We start from the raw sequence: 21,304 nt of genomic DNA on the forward strand, positions 1-21,304 counted from the left end.
CCCCGTCCCCACCACTTATCCACATTATCCACAAAGGAGGTTCATAACTATGGTTACAAAAAAAATTGGTATTATCGGCTGCGGCAATATGGGTGGTGCGATTCTTTACGGAGCACTGGAAAGTGGCGTTCTTCCGAAAGAAAACGCTTATGTTTATGACATCAATCCTGCAATGATGGAAAAGGCAAAGGGATGGGGTGTTAATCTTGCAGCAGACGATGAAGATGTCTGCAAGAAAAGTGATATTATTCTTCTCGCTGTAAAACCGCAAAATGCTGCGGAAGCTCTTTCTCAGTGTAAAAAGGCATTAGATAATAAAGCAATGATGTCTATTGTTGCCGGAGTTACTGTAGAACGTCTCCAGAACATGATTGATGGTACACCAAGAATTCTTCGAATTCTTCCTAATACTCCGGCTATGGTCTTCGAAGGTGCCTTCGCCCTCTGCTCTGATAATGATCTGAGCGAGGATGAATTAGAAACATCCAAAGCAATCTGCAGTGCGATTGGTATCATAGAAATGGTTCCCGAACATCTGATTGATGCTGCATGTGGTTTAAGCGGAGGCGGCCCGGCTTATGTTGCAATGTTCATTGAAGCTATGGCTGATGGCGGCGTAAAACAAGGACTCCCCAGAGCCACTGCATACCGCCTGGCTGCTCAGACCTGTCTTGGAACCGCAAAAATGATTCTGGAAAAGGGGATACACCCGGGAGAATTAAAAGATATGGTAACCTCTCCTGGCGGAACAACCATTGAGGGATGCGAAGCATTGGAAAAAGGCGGCATGAGAGGCACTGTTATTGAATGCATTAATGTAGCAACTGAAAAATCACGCCAGCTTTAAAATATAATCTGACAAAAAGGAGTTATCCACACATTTTCGTGGATAACTCCTTTTTTTACGGGGATAAGTCTTTCAAACATGGGGACGGGGAATTTTTAAAAATCCTCCGTCCCCATGTAACTTTTTTATTTCCCCTGCATTTTTTTGATGACTTTCAACCGGGTAAATTCTTCTCTTTCCTTTTCTTCCAATGCATTATTAATGGTATACACCAGATTTGTATACATTGGTATAGTAATATTTTTCAGTGCATTTGCTCTCTTCTGTGTCTTCTTTATATTAGTTGCAAGCCGATATGCACTGTTTTCTACTTCAGCCAGCTTGATTGTCAGATCTTTTACTTCTCGAAATGCTTCCCGGACAATATCAATTGACTCATGCGTTGTGCTGAATGAATATGTCAGATCATTCTGTCTGGCATCATATTTTATATGAGGAATCTCTGTTCCCATAATACTTCTGGTCTGAATACGAATAGATTCCTCTATCGGAACAGTAAATGCAAGTTCCTGCACCTTACTGATACCGTGTTCAATATTCGCTCGCTGCAGACACGCATATGCCCTGGTAAATGTTGCATCAATCTCTTCCTGTATATCCTTCGCCTCATCAATCAGACTCATCAGTTCTTTTAACAGGATATTTCTCTTTTTGTCCATCAGATCAAATCCCTGATGCGCCAGTGCAAGAGAATTTTTTGCAAGCATCAAATTACCTTTTGTAGGAAATTCTCTGGGATCCATAAGATGCCTTCCTTTCTATACTTTTCCACCATTGCTACTTTACTGACTTTCCAAAGCCAGCATCCGGTCACTCCGAAGCAGTCCGAACCCTTCGGCTCCTCCGCGACTGAGACCTCGCGCCTTTCGGCGCTCGGTCACGTCGCTCCTAGCCATGAATATGCAGCCTTACGAAAGTATCCTTTCGCAGTCTGCATATCCATGTCTAGTCTGCTTCACGTGGATAGTATTGTTCTATCAGTTTTGTGTCAATTCGGTCTAATTCTTCTCTTGGGAGTAACCGTAGTAATTCCCATCCAAGATCCAGTGTCTCCTGTATGGTTCTGTTTTCTGTCGGTCCCTGTCCGATATAGCGCTTCTCGAATTCTTCTCCGAATTTCAGATACTGTTTATCAATCTTCGACAATTCATCCTCACCGATAACCGAAGCCAGATTTCTTGCCTCACCCACTTTTGCATAAGATGAGAACAACTGGTTCGCCAGTGCCTGATGATCTTCTCGGGTATAGCCTTTTCCGATACCGTCCTTCATCAGTCGTGACAATGACGGCAGGATGCTGATCGGCGGATAGATACTCTGTCCATGCAGATTACGATCCAGTACGATCTGCCCCTCTGTAATATATCCTGTCAGGTCGGGAATCGGATGTGTGATATCGTCGTTCGGCATCGTCAGGATAGGAAGCTGCGTCACAGAGCCGTTGGAACCGTCTACGATACCCGCACGTTCATAGATCGTCGCCAGCTCACTGTACAGATATCCCGGATATCCTTTTCTTGACGGGATCTCTCCTCTGGAGGATGAGACCTCTCGCATCGCCTCAGCGAACGAAGTCATGTCCGTCAGAATAACCAGGATATGCATATTACGCTCAAACGCCAGATATTCTGCTACCGTCAGTGCAACCTTTGGCGTAATCAGTCGTTCTACCACCGGATCATTTGCAAGATTCAGAAACATACATACGTGATCTGACACTCCGCTCTCTTCAAATGTTTTCCGAAAAAATTCTGCCACGTCGTGCTTTACGCCCATCGCACCAAATACAATTGCAAATTCTTCGTCAGAATCATCTCCCAGAGATGCCTGTTTCACAATCTGCGCTGCAAGCTGGTCATGCGGAAGCCCGTTTCCGGAAAAAATCGGAAGCTTCTGTCCCCGAATCAGTGTAGTAAGTCCATCGATGGCTGAGATTCCGGTGCGAATATAGTTTCGTGGATACTCGCGGCGCACCGGATTGAGCGGCAGGCCATTTACATCTCGTTTATCGTCAGAACGAATCGGTCCCAGTCCGTCGATCGGCTGTCCGATACCATTAAATGTTCTCCCAAGCATATCCTCGGATACTTTCACTTCCATCGGATGTCCGGTCAGCTTTGTATGGGTATTGCCAAGCGACATATTCTCTGTCCCTTCAAATACCTGTATCAATGCCTTATCTTCATCTATTTCTACAATTCGCCCCATCTTTCTGATGTTACCGTCTACTACAAATTCTACGATCTCGTCAAAGAAAGCATCCTGTACTCCTTCCAGTACAACAAGAGGTCCGTTAATATTACTCAGTCCAAGATATTCTATTGCCATCTCTCAATTCCCCCTCTATGCATTCTTTTCCATAACTCTGTGATAGAAGTTGTCAATATCAACCTTGTACATGTCCAGAAGCTGCAGATTGTCATTTGGAACATCATACTTGATCGCAATTACTTTTTCAAATATTCCTTCCGCCTTCAGAACAGACATCGGCATTCCCATCGCAACCAGTTTCCGGCAGGCTTTATAAAGATACAGGATTACATCCATCATTTTAAACTGTTTTTCCAGCGATACACAGGTATCATCCTTGTGAAATGCATTCTGCTGCAAAAATCCCAGACGGATCACTCTTGCGATTTCCAGAATCAGTTTCTGATCATCCGGAAGCACATCTCCTCCGATCAGTTTTACAATTTCCATCAGACTGTTTTCCTGGTTCAGCAGCGTCATCATACGATTCCGGTAATCCAGGAATTTCGGTGATACATGGTCTGAATACCATCCACTCAGGTCATTCAGATACTCACTGTAACTGGTCATCCAGTGGATCGCCGGGAAATGTCTTGCATACGCCAGAGATTTATCCAATCCCCAGAAACAGCGCACGAAACGTTTTGTATTCTGTGTGACAGGTTCGGAAAAATCGCCACCCTGCGGGGAAACCGCTCCGATGATCGACACGGATCCTGTCGCTCCGTTCAGCGTCTGCATCATACCGGCTCTTTCATAGAACGCGGACAATCTGGACGCCAGATATGCCGGGAATCCTTCCTCTGCAGGCATCTCCTCCAGACGTCCGGACAATTCCCGGAGCGCCTCTGCCCATCTGGATGTAGAATCCGCCATAATCGCCACATCATATCCCATATCACGATAATACTCTGCCAGGGTCAGTCCTGTGTAGATGGAAGCTTCACGCGCAGCTACCGGCATATTGGAAGTGTTGGCGATCAATGTAGTTCTGTCCATCAGCGGATTGCCCGACTTTGGATCCACCAGCTCAGAGAATTCTTCCAGAACCTGTGTCATCTCATTTCCACGTTCGCCACATCCGATATAGATAATAATGTCCGCATCAGACCATTTTGCGATCTGATGCTGCGTCATCGTCTTTCCGGTACCGAATCCGCCCGGGATCGCCGCTGTTCCGCCCTTTGCGATTGGGAACATGGTATCCAGGATACGCTGTCCGGTTACCAGCGGGACACTCGCCGGAAATCTCTTACTTACCGGTCTTGGTACACGGATCGGCCACTTCTGCGTCATCGTAAGTTCCCGGATATTTCCGTCCACAAGCTCTACTTTAACCAGAACGTCCTGTATCGTATATTTTCCATCCGGGACAACCGACACTACACGTCCTTCCACATCCGGAGGAACCATACATCTGTGCATGATTGCACGCGTCTCCGGCACTTCTGCAATTACCATCCCCCCATGAACCAGGTCTCCTTCTTCTACCGTAATATGCGTGTCCCACTGCCTTACGGTATCCAGAGAATCTACGCTGACTCCGCGGGTAATAAATGCCCCGCCTTTTTCCGCAATCTGTTCAAGCGGCCGCTCGATTCCATCAAAGATATTATCCAGGATTCCGGGCGCCAGTGTAACAGACACGGCAGATCCGGTTCCTTCTACGATCTCTCCCGGCTTTAATCCGGATGTTTCTTCATACACCTGTATCGTCGTCAGATTCTTATCAAGGGAAATGACTTCTCCTACCAGCTTCTCATTTCCGACATAGACCATCTCTGACATTTTAAAGTCATGCTTTCCCTTCAGATAGATAACAGGACCATTGATACCGTAGATTTTTCCGGTATTACGACTATTCATCTCCTGCACCTCCTCTGAACATGAAATTGTGATATTCATTTTCCAATGCACCTTTATATGCATGGTCAATCAGGATATTCCTTCCATGAATGACAGCTCTCACTCCGCCGATAAAATCTTCCCTGCTGACCGTAAGTGTCATTCCTGTATGCTCTTCCAGATATTCTTTTTTATCCGCATCAGACGGGTTGATATAGATTGTCATAGCTTCCCCGTTCGCATATTTTACAGATTTTTCAATATATTGTACCAGCATACGTTTATATTCTTCTGTCTGCATATATTCCTGCAGTTTTTCTTTTACTTCCACAAACAATTCTTTTTTCAGCGTTTTTCGCGTTTTACTGAAATCACGTTTCAGTTCCAGCTGAGCCTTGGACATTACCATATTCAGCTGTTGCTTTGCATTGACTCCCTCTGCCTTCACTCTGGTCTCAGACTGGCGGATCGCTTCCGCACGATGCTGCTCAAATATATTCTCCAGCACTGTCTCATGCTGTTTCATAATGCGATTGCCTTCTGCCCGTGCTTCTTCCATCGCAGCTTCCTGTAGATGTGATATCTTTTCTTCTATTGTCAAGTATGTCACCTTCTTCCTGATTATTAGACCTGCAGAACCGGAAATCCCTGATTCCTCCTCTTTCCCTGCCGCACTTACAGTTTCAGTCCAATTGCCTCATTTACATACGACGTGATAAACTCTTTCTTACGCCCGGTTCCATGTCTGTCCGGGATCTCGATCAACAGCGGCATATCTCTCTCCAGCTTGATCTCATCGATCAGATCCGGAAATTCTCTTCCAAACTTTTCTGTAAGAAGAATGATTCCGATCGTCGGATCTTCCATAGCTGTTTCGATCGCTTCCCGCAATTCATCTCTCTCATGTACCACAATGCCGTCCACTCCTGCCAGACGCATTCCCGTCAGCGTATCGATATTATCACTGATCAGATACATTTTCATCTTACAACTTACCTAAGATCATGAAGGAGATGATCAGTCCGTACAGACACACACCTTCTGCAAGACCTACGAAAATCAGAGATTTACCAAGTGCGCTGGAATCTTCACTGATCGCACCAAGAGCTGCACTTGCGGCGCTTGCTACGGCAATTCCGCCGCCGACACAGGAGAGACCTGTTGACAATGCTGCGGCAAGATAACCAAAGCCCGTTGCATTAGAAGCTGCAGCAGCCGCATCCGCCGCCTGTACCGGCTCTCCGCCAAACAACATGATTCCGGCAACAAGACATGCTCCAAAGAAGAAAAACACATTGGTACCGATCGCTCTCTTATAACGTTTTTTCGTCTTCTGTCCGATCAGAAAATATCCAAACGGAATGATAATGCTGAGCATTAAAGTTACAATAAGTAATAATTTTACGGTAGTGTTCATAATTCATATCCTCCTTATAATAGGGTCTTTATTGTTCTTTTCTGTTAAATGGCTTGAATTCTCTTCCGGTTCCCCGATAGAAACGACTGAACATCTCATAATACTCCAGACGGAGAACCTGAATTCCTACGACCAGTCCTTCCAGGCCGCATACCAGAATATTGCCCAGTACAAACACGATCCAGTTCGTACTTCCTTCTGTTGCGCCGGACAGCATCAGCACAACTTCCATCATCGCCGCATGGCTGACTGCAAATGCACCGATTCTCACATATGAGATGGTATTGGAAAAATAACTCAGCATCGTTTCAAACAGTTCAAAGAATGCCTGCACGAAAAACATTACTTTTCCCTCTTCCATCTTTTTGTGCCGCTTCTCAACCAGATTACCAAGCGGTTCCTTAAATACAAACAATAAAACCGGTACTCCCAGGAACACTGCCATCATCACATTGCCCGGAACCTTGTGTCCTGTCATATATAATACAATCGTAAGTACAAGGAACCCATAGAATACCAGACCTGCCAGTCCGTTATGCGAAAACAGCAGATTTTCAAGATCATGCTTTTTTGCTGCATTGACCACATTAAAGATCATAACCAGTATATTCAGTGCCATACCAAATGCAATCGCAACAACGAACACTGTATTCAGCTGACCGATAAACGGCAGATTTGTCATTGCCTCTACCGGCCGCAGCCATCTCGCTTCCAGAATATTCTCAAATCCAAACAGGCTTCCAAACATAAAACCGAAAAATGTAGAGAACAGACCTGCAATCGATATGATTCCTGCCAGGTTAATCTTTTTGATCAGATATAAAAGCCCTCCAAATACAAACAGACACAGTCCCTGTCCCACGTCACCAAACATCGCTCCGAAGATAAACGTATACGTCAATGCGACGAATATCGTCGGATCCATCTCATCCGATGCAGGGAGACCATACATACGAATAAACATTTCAAATGGTTTGAAAAACTTCGGGTTCTTAAGCTTGGTCGGTGGTTCGCCAAAAAATTTCTCCCGATCTTCTTCCACCACAACGAATACTCTGTCATCCTTTTCTGATTCTTTCAGGAACTTCTTGACATCATCTTCCCCCATCCAGCCACAGAGAATATAATACTCTTCCTTCTCATCATCTTCTCCCTGGTCAATTCTGGCTGCGAGTTTCCTGACATCAAAATTATTTGACATGGACTCCAGCTTCTTCTGTGCACCGATCAGCTGTGGAGCATGGCTCTTCATCAGCTTCTCTATCTTCTGATCGAGATCCTTCATCTCTTCCTGAACCTGATCAATCTCTTTTTGCAGTTCTTCACATGCCTGCTCCGGAGTTCCAATATATGCTGACGGAATAGAAATTCTTTCAAAATGAAGAGAATTAAACACCGTATCTACCCTGCTGGCATCCACATTCGCCACAAAATAGCATCCGTAAACATAATTTTCATTCCTGGTACTCTGTACAAAGATCGCATTCAGATCATCAAACAGATATTTTTCCAGTCGCTTATAATAATCAACACCGATCCGCCCGAAACGAACCTTCATATACTTGTACCGCAAAGACTTGTGCATATCCAGTTCCAGCGTTCGAAACGGTTCCAGCACACTCAATCGTTCTCTGAGATCGTCCGCCTGCTTCTTCAACAGCTCTTTCTTTTCCAACATATTTACATAATCATGATTAATATCCCGGATCATATCCAGCATCTCTTCTTTTGACATGGACGTATCAACCTTACGATTGTCATCTCCGAGAAGAGCTGCAAACTGCTCAGCCTTTGCAAGCGGTTCTTTATATGGATTCACCTCTACAAACGGCTGCAGATTGTCTGTCGTCTTAAGCTCCGCAATCGCATTTTCCAACTGCATTTCATATTTGGACAAATATTGATCGCACACACGGTCAATATCGTTTCTCGGACCGCTGATGCTCAAAAACTTCATCTTTACAATCATTGAACCACACCTCCTAAGTATCCTAACGTCTCACCCTTCGACAAACCGTAGCGGATACATTCAAGGGCCGTTGTTAGTTTATAGATTTCTTCTTCCTTCTGGAACAGATACGTATTAATAGTAGCGATTGAATATGGTTCTTTCCGCCTGTCTGAGATGTATAATTTTTCCAGATAGTCCTTATATATCTGTTCCAATGTCTTACTGACATCCTGATAATGGAATTTTTTCGCATAATAGGTCTTTTCCAGTTCCCGTTCAAACTGTTCCAGATTCGGAGTTTCCACCAGCTGCTTAAACTCCTCTGTTTTTATCTGGTAATGGATCGGAATCGTCATTGCATAGATGTCAGGCGGAAGCATGTGATAATACTTCTTCGCCCGATAGATCCACTGGATATTCAGAAGATCCACCTTCGATCCAATATCTCTGGTAAACAACTTTAATTCATTTTTCTTTAACAGATTCCTGCTCTTTTTCCACATCATGGAAAAGTAATACAGATCCAGTGCCAGATCATAATCAAATAATGTTGCCGCTCCGGATTCCCTGAGTCTGTGAAGTGGCTCATAATATTCGGTATCCTTCAGATTATCCACCAGTTCTTCAATATTTTTTGACGTGATCAGCCGGTCAATCGATATCTGAGAATACCTGTCAAAAAATTCCTTCTTATATTCAAGATCAAATGGCTTCTCATAATGATTAAATACAATACGAAGACAGTAATTGATCAGATCCACCTCATAACGCTTCCAGTATAATTTGAGGAATTTTTTCTGTTCCACTCCCGCAAACCGGAAGATTCTGGAGTAATCATCAAAAAGCGACTGATACAGTACTTTTTCCACATGCCTTCTGTGATATAAAGATATATCCATTTTATTGATATATTCTGCATATGCCGGTTTTGCTTTCAGATATTCTATTGCTTCCGGCACGCTCCCAAGTCCTGCAATATTATCAAAATCCCGATCTGTAAGAAGCTTTGCGGACATTGCGCGAACCTTCGTCACGATTCCGCTGTATGCCATCACATTTCCCATGTCTTACACCTCTATTATATGTCTGATAATCTCCTGAACATATGCCTCGTGATTCTCTTCAAATTCCTTTTTCAGATTCTCGATCGTATCCTGATTCTTCTCTTTCTGTTCTTTCAGAATCTTATCTACCCTCTGCTCTGACTCTTTTCTTATCTTATCCACCCTTGCCTGCGTCTTTTCTTCAAGCTCCTGGTCAAACCGATCTCGTTTTGCCTGAATCTTTTTTTCGATCTCTGTCTTCTGAGCCTGGGCATGATCCACAATCGCTTCTGCTGTAGATTCAATATCCGCCAATCTTTCAATCACAGAATTCATAAGCCGCCTCCTGTTCAACTTATTATCAGGTCATACTCCTGATTTTAACCCATGGTATTATAATACTCTTATTTTTTCAAAATTCCATAGTAAATTTTACCAAAAAAAACATATTTGACATTTTTCTAACAATCCTGGAAACGGTTGACTTTTCACCGATCAGGATATACACTAAAAAAAGTATGCAAAAGCTTGAAAACAGGGAGGTTCCGTTTATGCGCCTTAGAAATATACCTCGCGCAGAAAGTGTTCTGAACGAGTGTAAAGAAGTTGTTAAGAATGAAAAAAACCACAAAGGAATCTGGCACGATACTTTTCAGAACTCCAATCCGATTCACATCGAGATCGGCATGGGAAAAGGTCAGTTCCTCTTAACCCTTGCTTCCAGGAATCCACATATCAACTACATAGGAATCGAACGTTATTCCAGTGTTCTGCTGCGCGCCGTTGAAAAGTTCCAGACCATGGAAAACGCACCGACTAACATTCGTTTTATTTGTATGGATGCACATGAGATTGCAGAAGTATTTTCCCCCGGAGAGGTATCACGCATCTATCTGAACTTTTGCGATCCGTGGCCCAAGGCCAGACACGCAAGACGCCGTCTCACCTCTGAAGAATTTTTCACCCAGTATGACAAAGTTCTGACCCCGGACGGCACCGTAGAATTCAAGACTGACAATCGCCAGCTTTTTGACTTTTCTGTCGAACAGCTTACCTCATCCAGAATGTTCTGCATTTCTGAGATTACTTATGATCTGCATCATGATGATACGATGAATCCCGGAAACATCATGACCGAATATGAAGAGAAATTCTCTTCCATGGGAAATCCCATCTTCAAACTGGTTGCAGTCAGACGATCTTAACATATATTAATATAGAAAACTCTATGTCTGGAAGTACCGTTATGAACCAGAAAACCAGAAAATGTCTCCGCCAAAAGCTATGTAAATTCTCTTATCGCAGGAAACGTCTGAACAGGCGATGTTCCTGCCTACGTAAATCTCTGGATGAAGTCCTGCGGTTTCTTAATCCAGGATGTCAATAAAGAAAGGATGAATCCCACATGTTACATTTAACAGCCCGAAATTTTGAAACAGAAGTGAAAAAAAGTACTCTGCCGACAGTGGTTATGTTCTATGCGATCTGGTGCGGAAAGTGCGCCATGATGAAGCCCGTTATGGAACACCTGGAAGAAAAGTACCGGGGATCGATCAAGTTCTGTGAAGTTGAGATTGAAGAATCTGCTGTTCTTGCGGCAGAATACGAAGCTGACATCATCCCAACCTTCGTATTTTTTCATAACCGCGAACTGCTCGCCGTTATGAGGGGCGTCATAGACGAAGAACAATTTGAGGAACGCCTACAGAAAATCTTTAGAAATAGTTAAGGCATATTTTCTTTGCAAATATACCTGTATATGCTATATTAAGGTAGTATCCAGGAAAAATATTGAATGAAAAGGAGGCATGGTGATTACACCACGCATTATGAAAAAGTTTAAAAAAGTATTGCCGGTTATGATGGCAGCTGTACTTACATTCGGAAGTATTCCTATGACAGTCTGTGCAGACAGCTCAAAAGTCGTAACTCTCGGCGCCAATTTAACAGAAGAACAAAAGACTTCTATGTATGAATATTTCGGAACTTCAGCAGACGAAGTAGCAACTATAGAAGTTACCAACGCAGATGAACGCAAATACATGGAGGGTATCGCTTCCGAAGCACAGATCGGAACCCGCACTTACAGCTGCTCTTATGTAGAACCTACCAGCAGCGGCGGTGTACAGGTAAAAGTGGCAAATCTCACTTACGTAACGAGTGCCATGATCTCCAGTACACTTTTAACATCCGGTGTAGAAAATTGTAACGTTGTTGCTGCTTCTCCAATAGAAGTATCCGGAACCGGTGCTCTGACGGGAATCATGATGGCTTATGAAGCTGCCAGCGGCGAAACACTGGATGAGGGGCAGAAAGAAGCTGCCACTCAGGAACTGGTTACGACCGGAGAACTTGCAGATGCGATCGGCAGCGAACAGGCAACAGATCTGATGAACAAGGTCAAAGAAGAAGTAATCGAAGATAATATTAGTAGTCCGGAAGAGATTCAGGGTGTTGTTCAGGATGCTGCTGATTCTTACAACATCACACTTACCGAAGATCAGATGAACAAGATTGTCTCTCTGATGGAATCCATCTCCCAGTATGATTATGATGTAAAAGCATTAAAAAACACACTGGATAATCTCAGTGGCAAAGACAACGGCTTTTTCTCCAATCTCTGGTCATCTATCAAAGGAATCTTTACAGGCGGTGACAGTGATGGTGGTATCATCAGCCAGACAAAGGATGACCTACTCGGTGATAATGCTATTATAGACAGTACCCTGGACGCCGTTCAGAGTGCTGCTGACGGTGATGATGACGGTGGTTTCTGGAGCAAGATCGTTAATTTCTTCAAAGATCTTTTCGGCGGCAACGATGATGCTGATGACAGCGAAGACGCTTCTGAAGATGATGCAGCCGCAACGGAAGACATTGACGATTCAGACACGGTTGACTCCGATGCCGGTCAGGATATTGACGGATCCGACGATACTGACACTACTGATACAGACACAGATGGTTCTGATGATTCTTCTCAGGAAGACTCCGGACTGGTAATCGACAATGACTCTGCCGATTCCGATGATACAGCTAATTAAATTACATTGAAAAAAATGGACTGCCGCAATACGGCAGTCCGTTTTTTTCAATGCTCACACCAAGCACTTCCTTATAATATTAGAATTCGAATACAGCGACTCCATACGGCGGAAGCTTATATGCAAAAGAATATGGCCTTCCGTCGCATTCCTTCTTTTCTGCTTTATACACAACCGGTCTTTCTTCTCCGGTTCCTCCGTATTTCACATCGTCACTGTTCAAAATTAACTTATACTGTTTCTTTCTTGGTACACCTACACGGTAATCATCTCTTGCCATCGGAGTAAAATTGCACACAAACAGCAGATTCCGTTTCTTATCCTTTGAATGTCTCATAAAACTGTATATGCTTCTGTATGTATCATCCGCATTGATCCACTCAAATCCTTCCCAGCTCTGATCCATCTCATAAAGTGCTTTTTTCCTCTTATACAGATGAAGCAGATCTCTTACCCAGTTCTGGATCTGAATATGTGGCTCTTCCTTCAGAAGATACCAGTCCAGTTCCCTTTCCTCGCTCCACTCACGAAGCTGTGCAAATTCCTGTCCCATAAACAGAAGCTTCTTGCCGGAATGTCCCATCATAAATGCGTAACCGGCCTTCAGGTTGGCATACTTATCAAATCCCAGTCCCGGCATCTTGTTCAGCATTGAACACTTCAGATGAACTACCTCATCGTGAGACAATACCAGAATATAATTCTCACTGTATGCATAGCTCATGGCAAATGTCATCATATAATGATTGTCTTTACGGAAATACGGATCAAGCTTCATATATTCCGTAAAATCGTGCATCCAGCCCATATTCCACTTCAGACTGAATCCAAGGCCTCCATCCTCAACCTTACCGGTCACCTGTGGCCAAGCCGTTGATTCCTCTGCAATCATAAGAGCACCCGGATTGCGTCCAAGAACAACCGAATTCAAATGTTTGAAGAAATCAATCGCTTCCAGATTCTTATTATCACCATACTTGTTGGCAACCCATTCTCCGTCTTTCTTTCCATAATCCAGATAGAGGATGGAAGCAACAGCATCTACACGGAGTCCATCTATGTGGAACTGCTCGATCCAATATAACGCATTGGAGATCAGGAAGTTCCGCACTTCATTCTTGCCAAAGTCAAAGATCTTGGTTCCCCAGTCAGGATGCTCTCCTTTTCTCGGATCCGCATACTCATAAGTCGGTGTTCCGTCAAAATTAGCCAACCCATGGGAATCTCTCGGGAAATGTGCCGGTACCCAGTCCAGAATAACACCAATTTTATTCCGATGGAAATAATTAACCATCCAGGCAAAATCTTCCGGCGTTCCATATCTGGAAGTCGGTGCAAAATATCCCGTTACCTGATATCCCCAGGATCCGTCAAATGGATGCTCTGCAATTCCCATCAGCTCCACATGTGTGTATCCCATATTCTTAATGTATTTTGTAACTTCTTTTGCAAATTCCCGGTAATTATAGAATCCTGTATCTTCCGTTCCCGGATGTCTTCTCCAGGATCCGATGTGCACCTCATACACCGACATTGGTGATTTTGTATGATCCCAGTCCGCTCTTTTCTTCAGCCATTCTGCATCCGTCCATTCCAGACCTGTAATATCCACAACTCTGGATGCCGTTCCCGGTCGCAACTCTGCATAATTGGCATAAGGATCCGCCTTAAAAACATGTTCCCCACTATACGTTTCGATACAATACTTGTACAGATCAAGCTCTTTTACATCCGGAATAAAACAGGTATAGATCCCCAGAGGCTCTTCACGCTTCATCGGATTGGCTTCCATATCCCAGTCATTAAAACTTCCTACCACTGATACGGAACGTGCATGCGGCGCCCATACAGCAAAATATACACCTGATTTCTTTCCCTTTTTTACCAGATGCGCGCCCATCTTTTTGTAGATCTCATAGTGAGTGCCCTGTCCTAAAAGATAATGGTCTAACTCTCCGATCTCATACGGTTTTATCTTTTTTTCAGCCATTTTCACCCCTCGCATTTCTTTTTCATAATATATTTGTATTATACTTTAGTGTCTGACAAAATAAAAGGGTTTTGACAAATATTACTTGTCAAAACCCTTTTGAAATTTTCTTATATCTTGAAATCTTCTTCTTTCAGGATAATTCTGTCGGACTCATCCGTACTCTTGCCAAACACTCTTCTTGCCAGGTGTTTTACATTTGCCTTCTGTGAATGAGCAATTGCCTCATCCATGATTTCCTTTACCTCTGCAACAGACACTGCGTGGTCTTCACGCTGCATCACATCGATACGACTGTAGAGTGCAAGAATTCCCATCTCATCCAGCTTATATCCATTTTCTTTTGCATATGTCTGCCCGAAAGTAACAAGTTCATCATTGATGAATACCGGAAGTTCCAGTTTGGAAGTGAATTTCTTCTTAAAATCCGGATTAGCGGTCAGAAGACGCTCCAGTGGCTTTCTCTGATCTTCCAGTACTACCAGAAGTTCTCCGGTTTTCTTTTCCATCAGATAATTCAGTTCCTTAATTGTTCTGGAATTTAATTTTCCTGCTTTTTCAATAATAATTGCTCCGCCCCGAAGCTTCTGAATAATGTTGGTAAGCTCCTTTTTGTTCAGAGATTCGCCGGTCACAATTGCAACCTTGCCCTGCTTTAAGTTCCTCTGTTTCTGAATTGCCTTAACGATATCAACAGCAAGTACCGTCTTACCAGAGCCCTTACGTCCGATTACCAGAAGATTTCCCGTTTTTGAAGTACCTTCACGCTGTGCCCTTCTGTCATTATCAAGTACTTCCACAATCTGTTCACTCATTCCTCTTACTGGAACAAAGTAAGAAAATAGTTTCTTTTGTTCTTCTGTAAGTCCCGCCTTCAATCCGATCTCACTGGTAGCACTTAAGTCATATCGACCGGTTACAACAAATCCTGTATCAAACGGAACTCCGCCCTTTGATTTCTTGATTCTTGCCTGAATCTCTTCTTCAGAAGGCTCTTCTATTTCCAGTTCTTCCTCCAGCGATGCTTCTTCAAAATTTTCTTCCTCTTCGAAGTCCTCTTCTTCAAAATCTTCCTCTTCGAAGTCCTCTTCTTCAAAATCTTCTTCTTCGAAATCTTCCTCTTCAAAGTCCTCTTCTTCAAAGTCTTCTTCAAGGTCTTCTTCTTCGAAATCTTCCTCTTCAAAGTCCTCCTCTTCGAAGTTCTCTTCTCCAAAGTCTTCTTCTTCAAAATCCTCTTCTTCGAAGTCTTCCTCTCCAAAGTCCTCAGCCTCGTCGTAATCTTCACTTTCGACATAAGCATCTTCTTCAAAGAAATCATTATCGCCAAAGTCAATATCTGCGAGTTCTGCTTCTATTCCTTCCAGATCATCATCCCTCAGTTCATCCACACTTTCTTCTATAAATGTATCTTCATATTCTTCCTCGGGATCATCTTCTTCCATTTCTTCCATCAGTTTTATAATATCATCTGGAATTCTCTGTGTCTTTGTCGGGCTTTTTTCCTCTGCGGCTTTCCTTGCGGCTTCTTCTTCCGCCGCTTTTCTCGCAGCCTCTTCTTCTGCTGCCTTCCTTGCGGCCTCTTCTTCTGCGGCCTTTCTCGCTGCCTCTTCCTCCGCTGCCTTTCTTGCGGCCTCTTCCTCCGCTGCCTTTCTTGCGGCTTCCTCTGCAGCCTTTCTTGCGGCTTCCTCTGCAGCCTTTCTCGCTGCCTCTTCTTCTGCGGCTCTTCTAGCTGCTTCCTCTTCTGCGGCTTTCCTTGCAGCTTCCTCTGCTGCCTTTCTCGCAGCCTCTTCTTCTGCGGCTCTTCTAGCTGCTTCCTCTTCTGCGGCTTTCCTTGCGGCTTCCTCTGCTGCCTTTCTCGCTGCCTCTTCTTCTGCGGCTTTTCTAGCTGCTTCCTCTTCTGCGGCTTTCCTTGCAGCTTCTTCTGCTGCCTTTCTCGCTGCCTCTTCCTCCGCTGCTTTCCTTGCGGCTTCCTCTGCGGCCTTCCTTGCGGCCTCTTCCTCCGCTGCTCTCCTTGCGGCTTCTTCTGCGGCTCTTCTCGCTGCTTCTGCTTCAGCCGCTCTTCTCTCTACTTCCCGACGCTCCTCTTCCTTACGAAGCCGTGCTTCTTCCTTTTCGCGTCGGATCCGCTCCATATCTTTTTCTTTCTGTTTTTCTATTGCCTCTGCGTTTACCTTCTGTTTTTCTTCCCATTGCTGAAGGATATCATCGATACGCATCTGGCCATCCAGCAGAAGTTCATCCTCCTTCTCCTTCATAGCCTTCTCTTCAATATTAATGCCGCTTGCAAGCGCAACTCCATTTGCAAGAGCTTCCTCCAGAGTAGCACCCTTTACAATCTGTGTAATCGAAGAATACGGTTTTTCATCCGCAGGAAATTCTACAGTTTCATCCTCTTCTTCCTGTTCTCTTTCCCAGGCTTCCTGTTCGCGAAGAATATCTTCCGCCCCGGCTCTTATCGGCTGAACCGGTTCCTCATCTTCGTCCTCATCCTCTTCTTCTTCCTCTTCGTCCTGTTCCTCTTCCGGCACCTCTGCTGTCCCGTTCTCTTCTTGGGAAAGTTCTTCTTCCTGATCCTCTTCTGCTTCTTCTTCCGTTTCCTCTTCCAGTTCCGGCTCTATCGCTTTATTTCTTCTGACTGCTCCCGGACGACTGTCATACTTCTCCTGCTGCAACGGAGTCAGCGGTTTATACTTCATCTTCAGCTCCATTGCCAGATATACATACTTTCCTTCACTGAACCAGAGAATCAGATCATCACACTCTTCCAGACATTCTGCTGTCATTCCTGCTTCATGATATAACTTGGCAAGCTCATACGCCCATTTTTCAATATATTCTGCTTTCTTAAAATCTTCCATTGCCGCAATCTGTTCCGTCAACGGAGCTCCCTGCGCTCTTAAGATCTTATATTTTAAAATATACTGGTTCGGATCCTTCGGAGCAATTTTTACAAACTCTTCATAGCAGTCCGTAGCTTCACTGATATCATTGAGCTTCAACGCAAGAATTCCCAGGCGATAAACAATCTTACGGCTTCCCGGCGAACGGTCAAACGCGATAAAAAGAACATCCCTGCTTTTCTGAAGCTCCCCATTATATTCATAGATTTCACTGACTGTATTCAGCATAGATACATTTTTGACCCTTCTCCAGTCTATTGTATCCGCGATATCCATTGCTTTTTTATATTCCTTCTTCTCCAAATGTTCCAACATTTGCTCTGTTTTTACCCGATATTCATATTTATCCAAACTTCTCACCTCAATAATATATTTAAACTAACATGTGAACTTACATTTTTACTTATATAAGTTTATCATATGGTCTTCCTATTGTCAAAATATCCTCCTAAAAATGTTAAAAATATATTACAAAAGTTACAAACTCATAACTTGACATACCTGCTATAGCTACATACTACTCTTCCCATCTTAATCCCCTGGAATTAAAATAGCCATCATAATCTTCTTCAATTATGATGGCCACTTATTTATTCAATTTTATAATATTCATTTACACGAATCGGAGGATTCATTCTATATTCAAATGTTCCCAATGCCTTTTCTCGTTATATTCTAATAAACGAATCTTCTCAAATATATTATCGAATGTTTCTTTACACATTTTCAAATAATCGAATTTTTATGTGGTATACTTACTCAATATGTCTGCAAATCTTTATCTATATATTTTATCCGGTTTCTCTACTCCGATTTATTCTTTCTATTCTTTCGCACCGGTTCCTATCTTCTATGGTTAAGGCTTACTCTACGGGAACTATTTGCCATACCACTAACATATTGATTTTTAAATTCTGAAACGTTGTCCAATGGATTAAGCCTCCTTTTCTTTTATTTCCAATCATTCATCATACTCACCGACATATGAATATAATTCTTTCCACTTATAAATACTGTTTACCATAACTTTAATATTTACATTTATATTTCTCATAATCTCTCTTACTCATATTCTTATATCTTACTTTTAAACACCTGATATTTATACAAATATCCGATACCCAATATTTTTTGATATATGATATATGGCTTAAGATATTTCCGGAAATGATATCTGATATTCTATCCGTTTTCTGTATCAGTAAAATTATTTTCATAAATCATTCGATGCTGTACCAAATGATTTCATACTATCATATCTTCTGATATTTCCTTAGCAGATATAAATATCCGATCTCAAACTATAAACACTAACTTTATGATATTATCAAGCTTCCCTTTCTCGTCAGGAATCCTTTTCATGATTTATAACTGGTTTCCTTTGGATTGATTATATAATATCACTCCCGTTCACATTTGTCAACACTACTTTTCTATTTTCTTTTTATTAATTTATAATTTGATTACAATTGTTAAATATTCTGATTTTTTAAAAATATTTTTTCAATTTCTACAATATGATATCCCCGGATTTTTTAGAATTTGCAAGATCATATGCTTCAATCACATTTCCCCGTATTACATACAGTGTATCTCCTATATACAGGCCTCTGGTTCCGCCGGAAGAATTTCCGTTTATTTCTTCCTGTAGTCTGCAGACGAATCCCGTCTCCTCTTCATAGGTAAAAAGGTAGTAGTCTTCCCCTCTGATTCCATAGGCGGCAAATCCAATCAGATTTTTCTGCGGATCAGCCAGAACTGCTTTATAATCATACGCCACATCTGTTCCATAGGCATCTTCTATCACATACGTTGCTTCTTCTTTTACATCTGTCCGGTCCGAGATATCAAACATCGTAAGCTTTACCCCTTCCGTTGCTCCTGTGTTTTCATCCGCAGCCATACCGATCCCAAGCAATCTGTCCTCGCCATAGAAGTGCAGATACTCCGAGAAACCAGGAATCTTAAGTTCTCCGATAATCCTCGGATTTTCCGGGTCTGACAGATCTACACTGAAAAGCGGGTCTGTCTCCCTGAAAGTAACAAAGTATCCGGTATCTCCAATAAATCTGGCTGAATATACCCTTTCATCTTTTGCCAGATCTTCTATAGCCCCGGTGATCTCCAGACTTTCATTCATCACATAGACTGCATTGGTGTCGCCATCTGTCGTCACAACTCTCAGCTTTCCCTGGTACTCGTCAATAGAAAAGGTATCATTCAGATATCCGGCAAAGCTTCCCTGTGCCTTTCCCTCCAGTTTTCCGTCCTGATATGCAAACTTCCGGACAGTTGTCGTATATCTGTCGGAATCTTCCCATTGCGTTTCATAATAATAAATGTTCTGATTGCTGACGTATGTCTGCCCGCCTTTGCTGAAAATCGCTGTACTGTCACAGATTTCATCCGGGTTCGCAATATCGATCGATGTGATCACTTCATACATGCAGCCCTGAGACACCTGTGGAAGACAGATATCCGACCGCTCCATCTCCTTTTCATTAATCAACGGAACATATGTTGATGGATCCTCTCTGACAATCGGACTATTCACATAATATGTGCTGAACAGATAGAGATACCCATTTGCCATTCTGGATGTATTGTAATTTCCACTCTGAGACATACGGCCAATTTCTTTCGGCTCCGCCACATCCGCAATATCATAGGTCAACGCCTCTGTCTCCACTGTTCCCCCGTCTGCCGTCATATAGTCCTGTTCTGAGATCAGCACCATTCTTTTTCGTTCTGTATCCAGATAGATTTCCCGAATCGTGCATTCTTTTTCAAGCGTGACACTTCCACATTTCTCCATATTTCCGCCATTTACTGAGACAATATCCACCACGTATCCATTTTCTTCCACAACATACAGATATATCCCGTCTGTTTTTACGATATCACCTTCATCGACCCCTTCCTGTCTGACGTTCGTCTGCGAATAATCTCCCGAATTGCCATACTCCTGCTTCATGCCGAAGCCATTCGCGGAAACACTTGAATCCAGCGAAGCCTCTTCTGTAATCCCCAGATCATACGTAACCGCCTCTCTGGTCATCATAGAATCCTGATAGGATTTTACATATTGATAGATCTGATCATAACTTTCAGCCATAGCAAGTTCTTTACTCGCGCTTATCTGACTGTCTGCATTCTGCCCGGTATCTCCGTTCTTCTGTCCCATACGCTGATCTGTCCACAACAGGATTCCTGATACCACGACAACGCACGCTGCTGCAAGAACCCCGATCCGGGAAATTGGAAATCGTTTTTTCTGCTTTCTGTTTTCCAGAAGTTCCCGGATCTGGTCCGGTTTCAAACGATCCGGAACTTCTATCTCTTCTGCTCCTTTTCGTATCTGATCAATCACATTCTGTTCATTCTTATTCATGGCACAGCCTCCTTCCTCTAACTCAGAACACATTTCATCTTCTGAAGAGCGCGGCTCCTCCTGGATCGGACAGTATTGGGATTCATACCCAATATCTTCCCGATCTCCGCACTATTGTATCCACCAAAAACCGACATGCCTATGATCATCTGCTCTTCTTCAGACAGGACAAAGAATGCTCTTCGGACTTCTGCATCTCTTCCGTAATCCGGTTCTTCACATAATTCATTCTTCTCTGGTATTTCCCACACATTATGTAGTTCCTTCGCAGATTTTTTCAATCTTTTTTTACATATATTTGTCAGGATCGTATACATCCAGCTTTTAAAAGCCGTCTGTGCCCTGAGCTTTTGGATGTTTTCATAAGCCGATATCACCGCCTCACTGACCGCATCCTCTGCCTCATGCTGGTTTCTCAGTATACACAGAGCGTATCGATACAGATCTGCATAGATTTCTTCATACATCCTGGCAAACGTCTTTGCATCACATTTCATACCCTTCCCTCCCTGCCGGATTGCCTTTCCTGATATTTCACTTCGCACTGCCAGTCCTTATACTTATTAGAGTCCAAAAAGCAGTAAACTGTTGCATTCATTTTCATATTATCATAAAAATATGTAGAA

17 protein-coding genes are annotated in these 21,304 nt (G+C 43.1%); 4 read left to right on the plus strand and 13 right to left on the minus strand.

Annotation, left to right across the window (positions count from 1 at the left end; all coding sequences use genetic code 11):
* The first annotated feature begins 49 nt into the window (after positions 1–49).
* Positions 50–847, plus strand: a complete 798-nt coding sequence (gene proC, locus ABE547_RS07830) for a pyrroline-5-carboxylate reductase (RefSeq protein WP_347378255.1) — start codon at positions 50–52, stop codon at positions 845–847.
* Between the two features lie 125 nt (positions 848–972).
* Here the strand turns inward: proC and ABE547_RS07835 are convergent, their stop codons facing one another.
* The 9 genes from ABE547_RS07835 to ABE547_RS07875 all read right to left on the minus strand — a co-directional run bounded on the left by ABE547_RS07835 (position 973) and on the right by ABE547_RS07875 (position 9,689).
* Complete coding sequence (locus ABE547_RS07835) at positions 973–1,590, minus strand: V-type ATP synthase subunit D (RefSeq protein ID WP_235248668.1); 618 nt, start codon at positions 1,588–1,590, stop codon at positions 973–975.
* A gap of 202 nt (positions 1,591–1,792) precedes the next feature.
* On the minus strand, positions 1,793–3,175 hold the full coding sequence (locus tag ABE547_RS07840) for a V-type ATP synthase subunit B (RefSeq protein ID WP_347378256.1): 1,383 nt from the start codon (positions 3,173–3,175) through the stop codon (positions 1,793–1,795).
* 15 nt (positions 3,176–3,190) lie between these two features.
* Entirely contained in the window at positions 3,191–4,963 is a 1,773-nt protein-coding gene (locus ABE547_RS07845; protein ID WP_347378257.1) for a V-type ATP synthase subunit A, read from the minus strand.
* The gene (locus ABE547_RS07850; protein WP_347378258.1) at positions 4,956–5,543 is read right to left on the minus strand and encodes a V-type ATP synthase subunit E; all 588 of its coding nucleotides are present in this window, start codon (positions 5,541–5,543) and stop codon (positions 4,956–4,958) included. The genes ABE547_RS07845 and ABE547_RS07850 overlap by 8 nt, the downstream gene beginning before the upstream one ends.
* A gap of 74 nt (positions 5,544–5,617) precedes the next feature.
* A complete protein-coding gene (locus ABE547_RS07855; protein ID WP_347378259.1) occupies positions 5,618–5,926 on the minus strand; it encodes a V-type ATP synthase subunit F in 309 nt (102 codons plus the stop codon).
* 1 nt (position 5,927) lies between these two features.
* A complete protein-coding gene (locus ABE547_RS07860; protein WP_347378260.1) occupies positions 5,928–6,359 on the minus strand; it encodes an ATP synthase subunit C in 432 nt (143 codons plus the stop codon).
* A 28-nt stretch (positions 6,360–6,387) separates the two neighbouring features.
* Positions 6,388–8,328, minus strand: coding sequence for a V-type ATPase 116kDa subunit family protein (locus tag ABE547_RS07865; protein ID WP_347378261.1), 1,941 nt, complete (start codon positions 8,326–8,328; stop codon positions 6,388–6,390).
* A complete protein-coding gene (locus tag ABE547_RS07870; protein ID WP_347378262.1) occupies positions 8,325–9,374 on the minus strand; it encodes a V-type ATPase subunit in 1,050 nt (349 codons plus the stop codon). The genes ABE547_RS07865 and ABE547_RS07870 overlap by 4 nt, the downstream gene beginning before the upstream one ends.
* Positions 9,375–9,377: 3 nt before the next feature.
* Complete coding sequence (locus ABE547_RS07875) at positions 9,378–9,689, minus strand: hypothetical protein (protein WP_347378263.1); 312 nt, start codon at positions 9,687–9,689, stop codon at positions 9,378–9,380.
* A gap of 215 nt (positions 9,690–9,904) precedes the next feature.
* Between ABE547_RS07875 and trmB the strand changes: the two genes are divergently transcribed.
* The 3 genes from trmB (at position 9,905) to ABE547_RS07890 (ending at position 12,397) form a co-directional block, all read left to right on the plus strand.
* A complete protein-coding gene (gene trmB / locus ABE547_RS07880; RefSeq protein ID WP_347378264.1) occupies positions 9,905–10,558 on the plus strand; it encodes a tRNA (guanosine(46)-N7)-methyltransferase TrmB in 654 nt (217 codons plus the stop codon).
* 200 nt (positions 10,559–10,758) lie between these two features.
* Positions 10,759–11,082 carry a thioredoxin domain-containing protein gene (locus tag ABE547_RS07885; protein ID WP_347378265.1) on the plus strand — a complete coding sequence of 108 codons (324 nt, stop codon included), beginning with the start codon at positions 10,759–10,761 and terminating at the stop codon, positions 11,080–11,082.
* Between the two features lie 79 nt (positions 11,083–11,161).
* Complete coding sequence (locus tag ABE547_RS07890) at positions 11,162–12,397, plus strand: DUF1002 domain-containing protein (RefSeq protein ID WP_347378266.1); 1,236 nt, start codon at positions 11,162–11,164, stop codon at positions 12,395–12,397.
* 79 nt (positions 12,398–12,476) lie between these two features.
* Here the strand turns inward: ABE547_RS07890 and glgB are convergent, their stop codons facing one another.
* The 4 genes from glgB to ABE547_RS07910 all read right to left on the minus strand — a co-directional run bounded on the left by glgB (position 12,477) and on the right by ABE547_RS07910 (position 21,175).
* Positions 12,477–14,387: a 1,4-alpha-glucan branching protein GlgB gene (gene glgB, locus ABE547_RS07895; RefSeq protein ID WP_347378267.1), complete on the minus strand. Its 1,911-nt coding sequence runs from the start codon at positions 14,385–14,387 to the stop codon at positions 12,477–12,479.
* Positions 14,388–14,497: 110 nt separating this feature from the next.
* Positions 14,498–17,602 carry a hypothetical protein gene (locus ABE547_RS07900; protein ID WP_347378331.1) on the minus strand — a complete coding sequence of 1,035 codons (3,105 nt, stop codon included), beginning with the start codon at positions 17,600–17,602 and terminating at the stop codon, positions 14,498–14,500.
* 1,195 nt (positions 17,603–18,797) lie between these two features.
* Positions 18,798–20,678 (minus strand): beta-propeller domain-containing protein, encoded by a 1,881-nt coding sequence (locus ABE547_RS07905; RefSeq protein ID WP_347378268.1) that lies wholly within the window; start codon positions 20,676–20,678, stop codon positions 18,798–18,800.
* Between the two features lie 17 nt (positions 20,679–20,695).
* The gene (locus ABE547_RS07910) at positions 20,696–21,175 is read right to left on the minus strand and encodes an RNA polymerase sigma factor (RefSeq protein WP_347378269.1); all 480 of its coding nucleotides are present in this window, start codon (positions 21,173–21,175) and stop codon (positions 20,696–20,698) included.
* Between the last annotated feature and the right edge of the window lie 129 nt (positions 21,176–21,304).

Source organism: Dorea sp. YH-dor226 (genome assembly GCF_039832105.1).
In the GTDB taxonomy this organism is placed as follows: Bacteria; Bacillota; Clostridia; order Lachnospirales; family Lachnospiraceae; genus Dorea_A.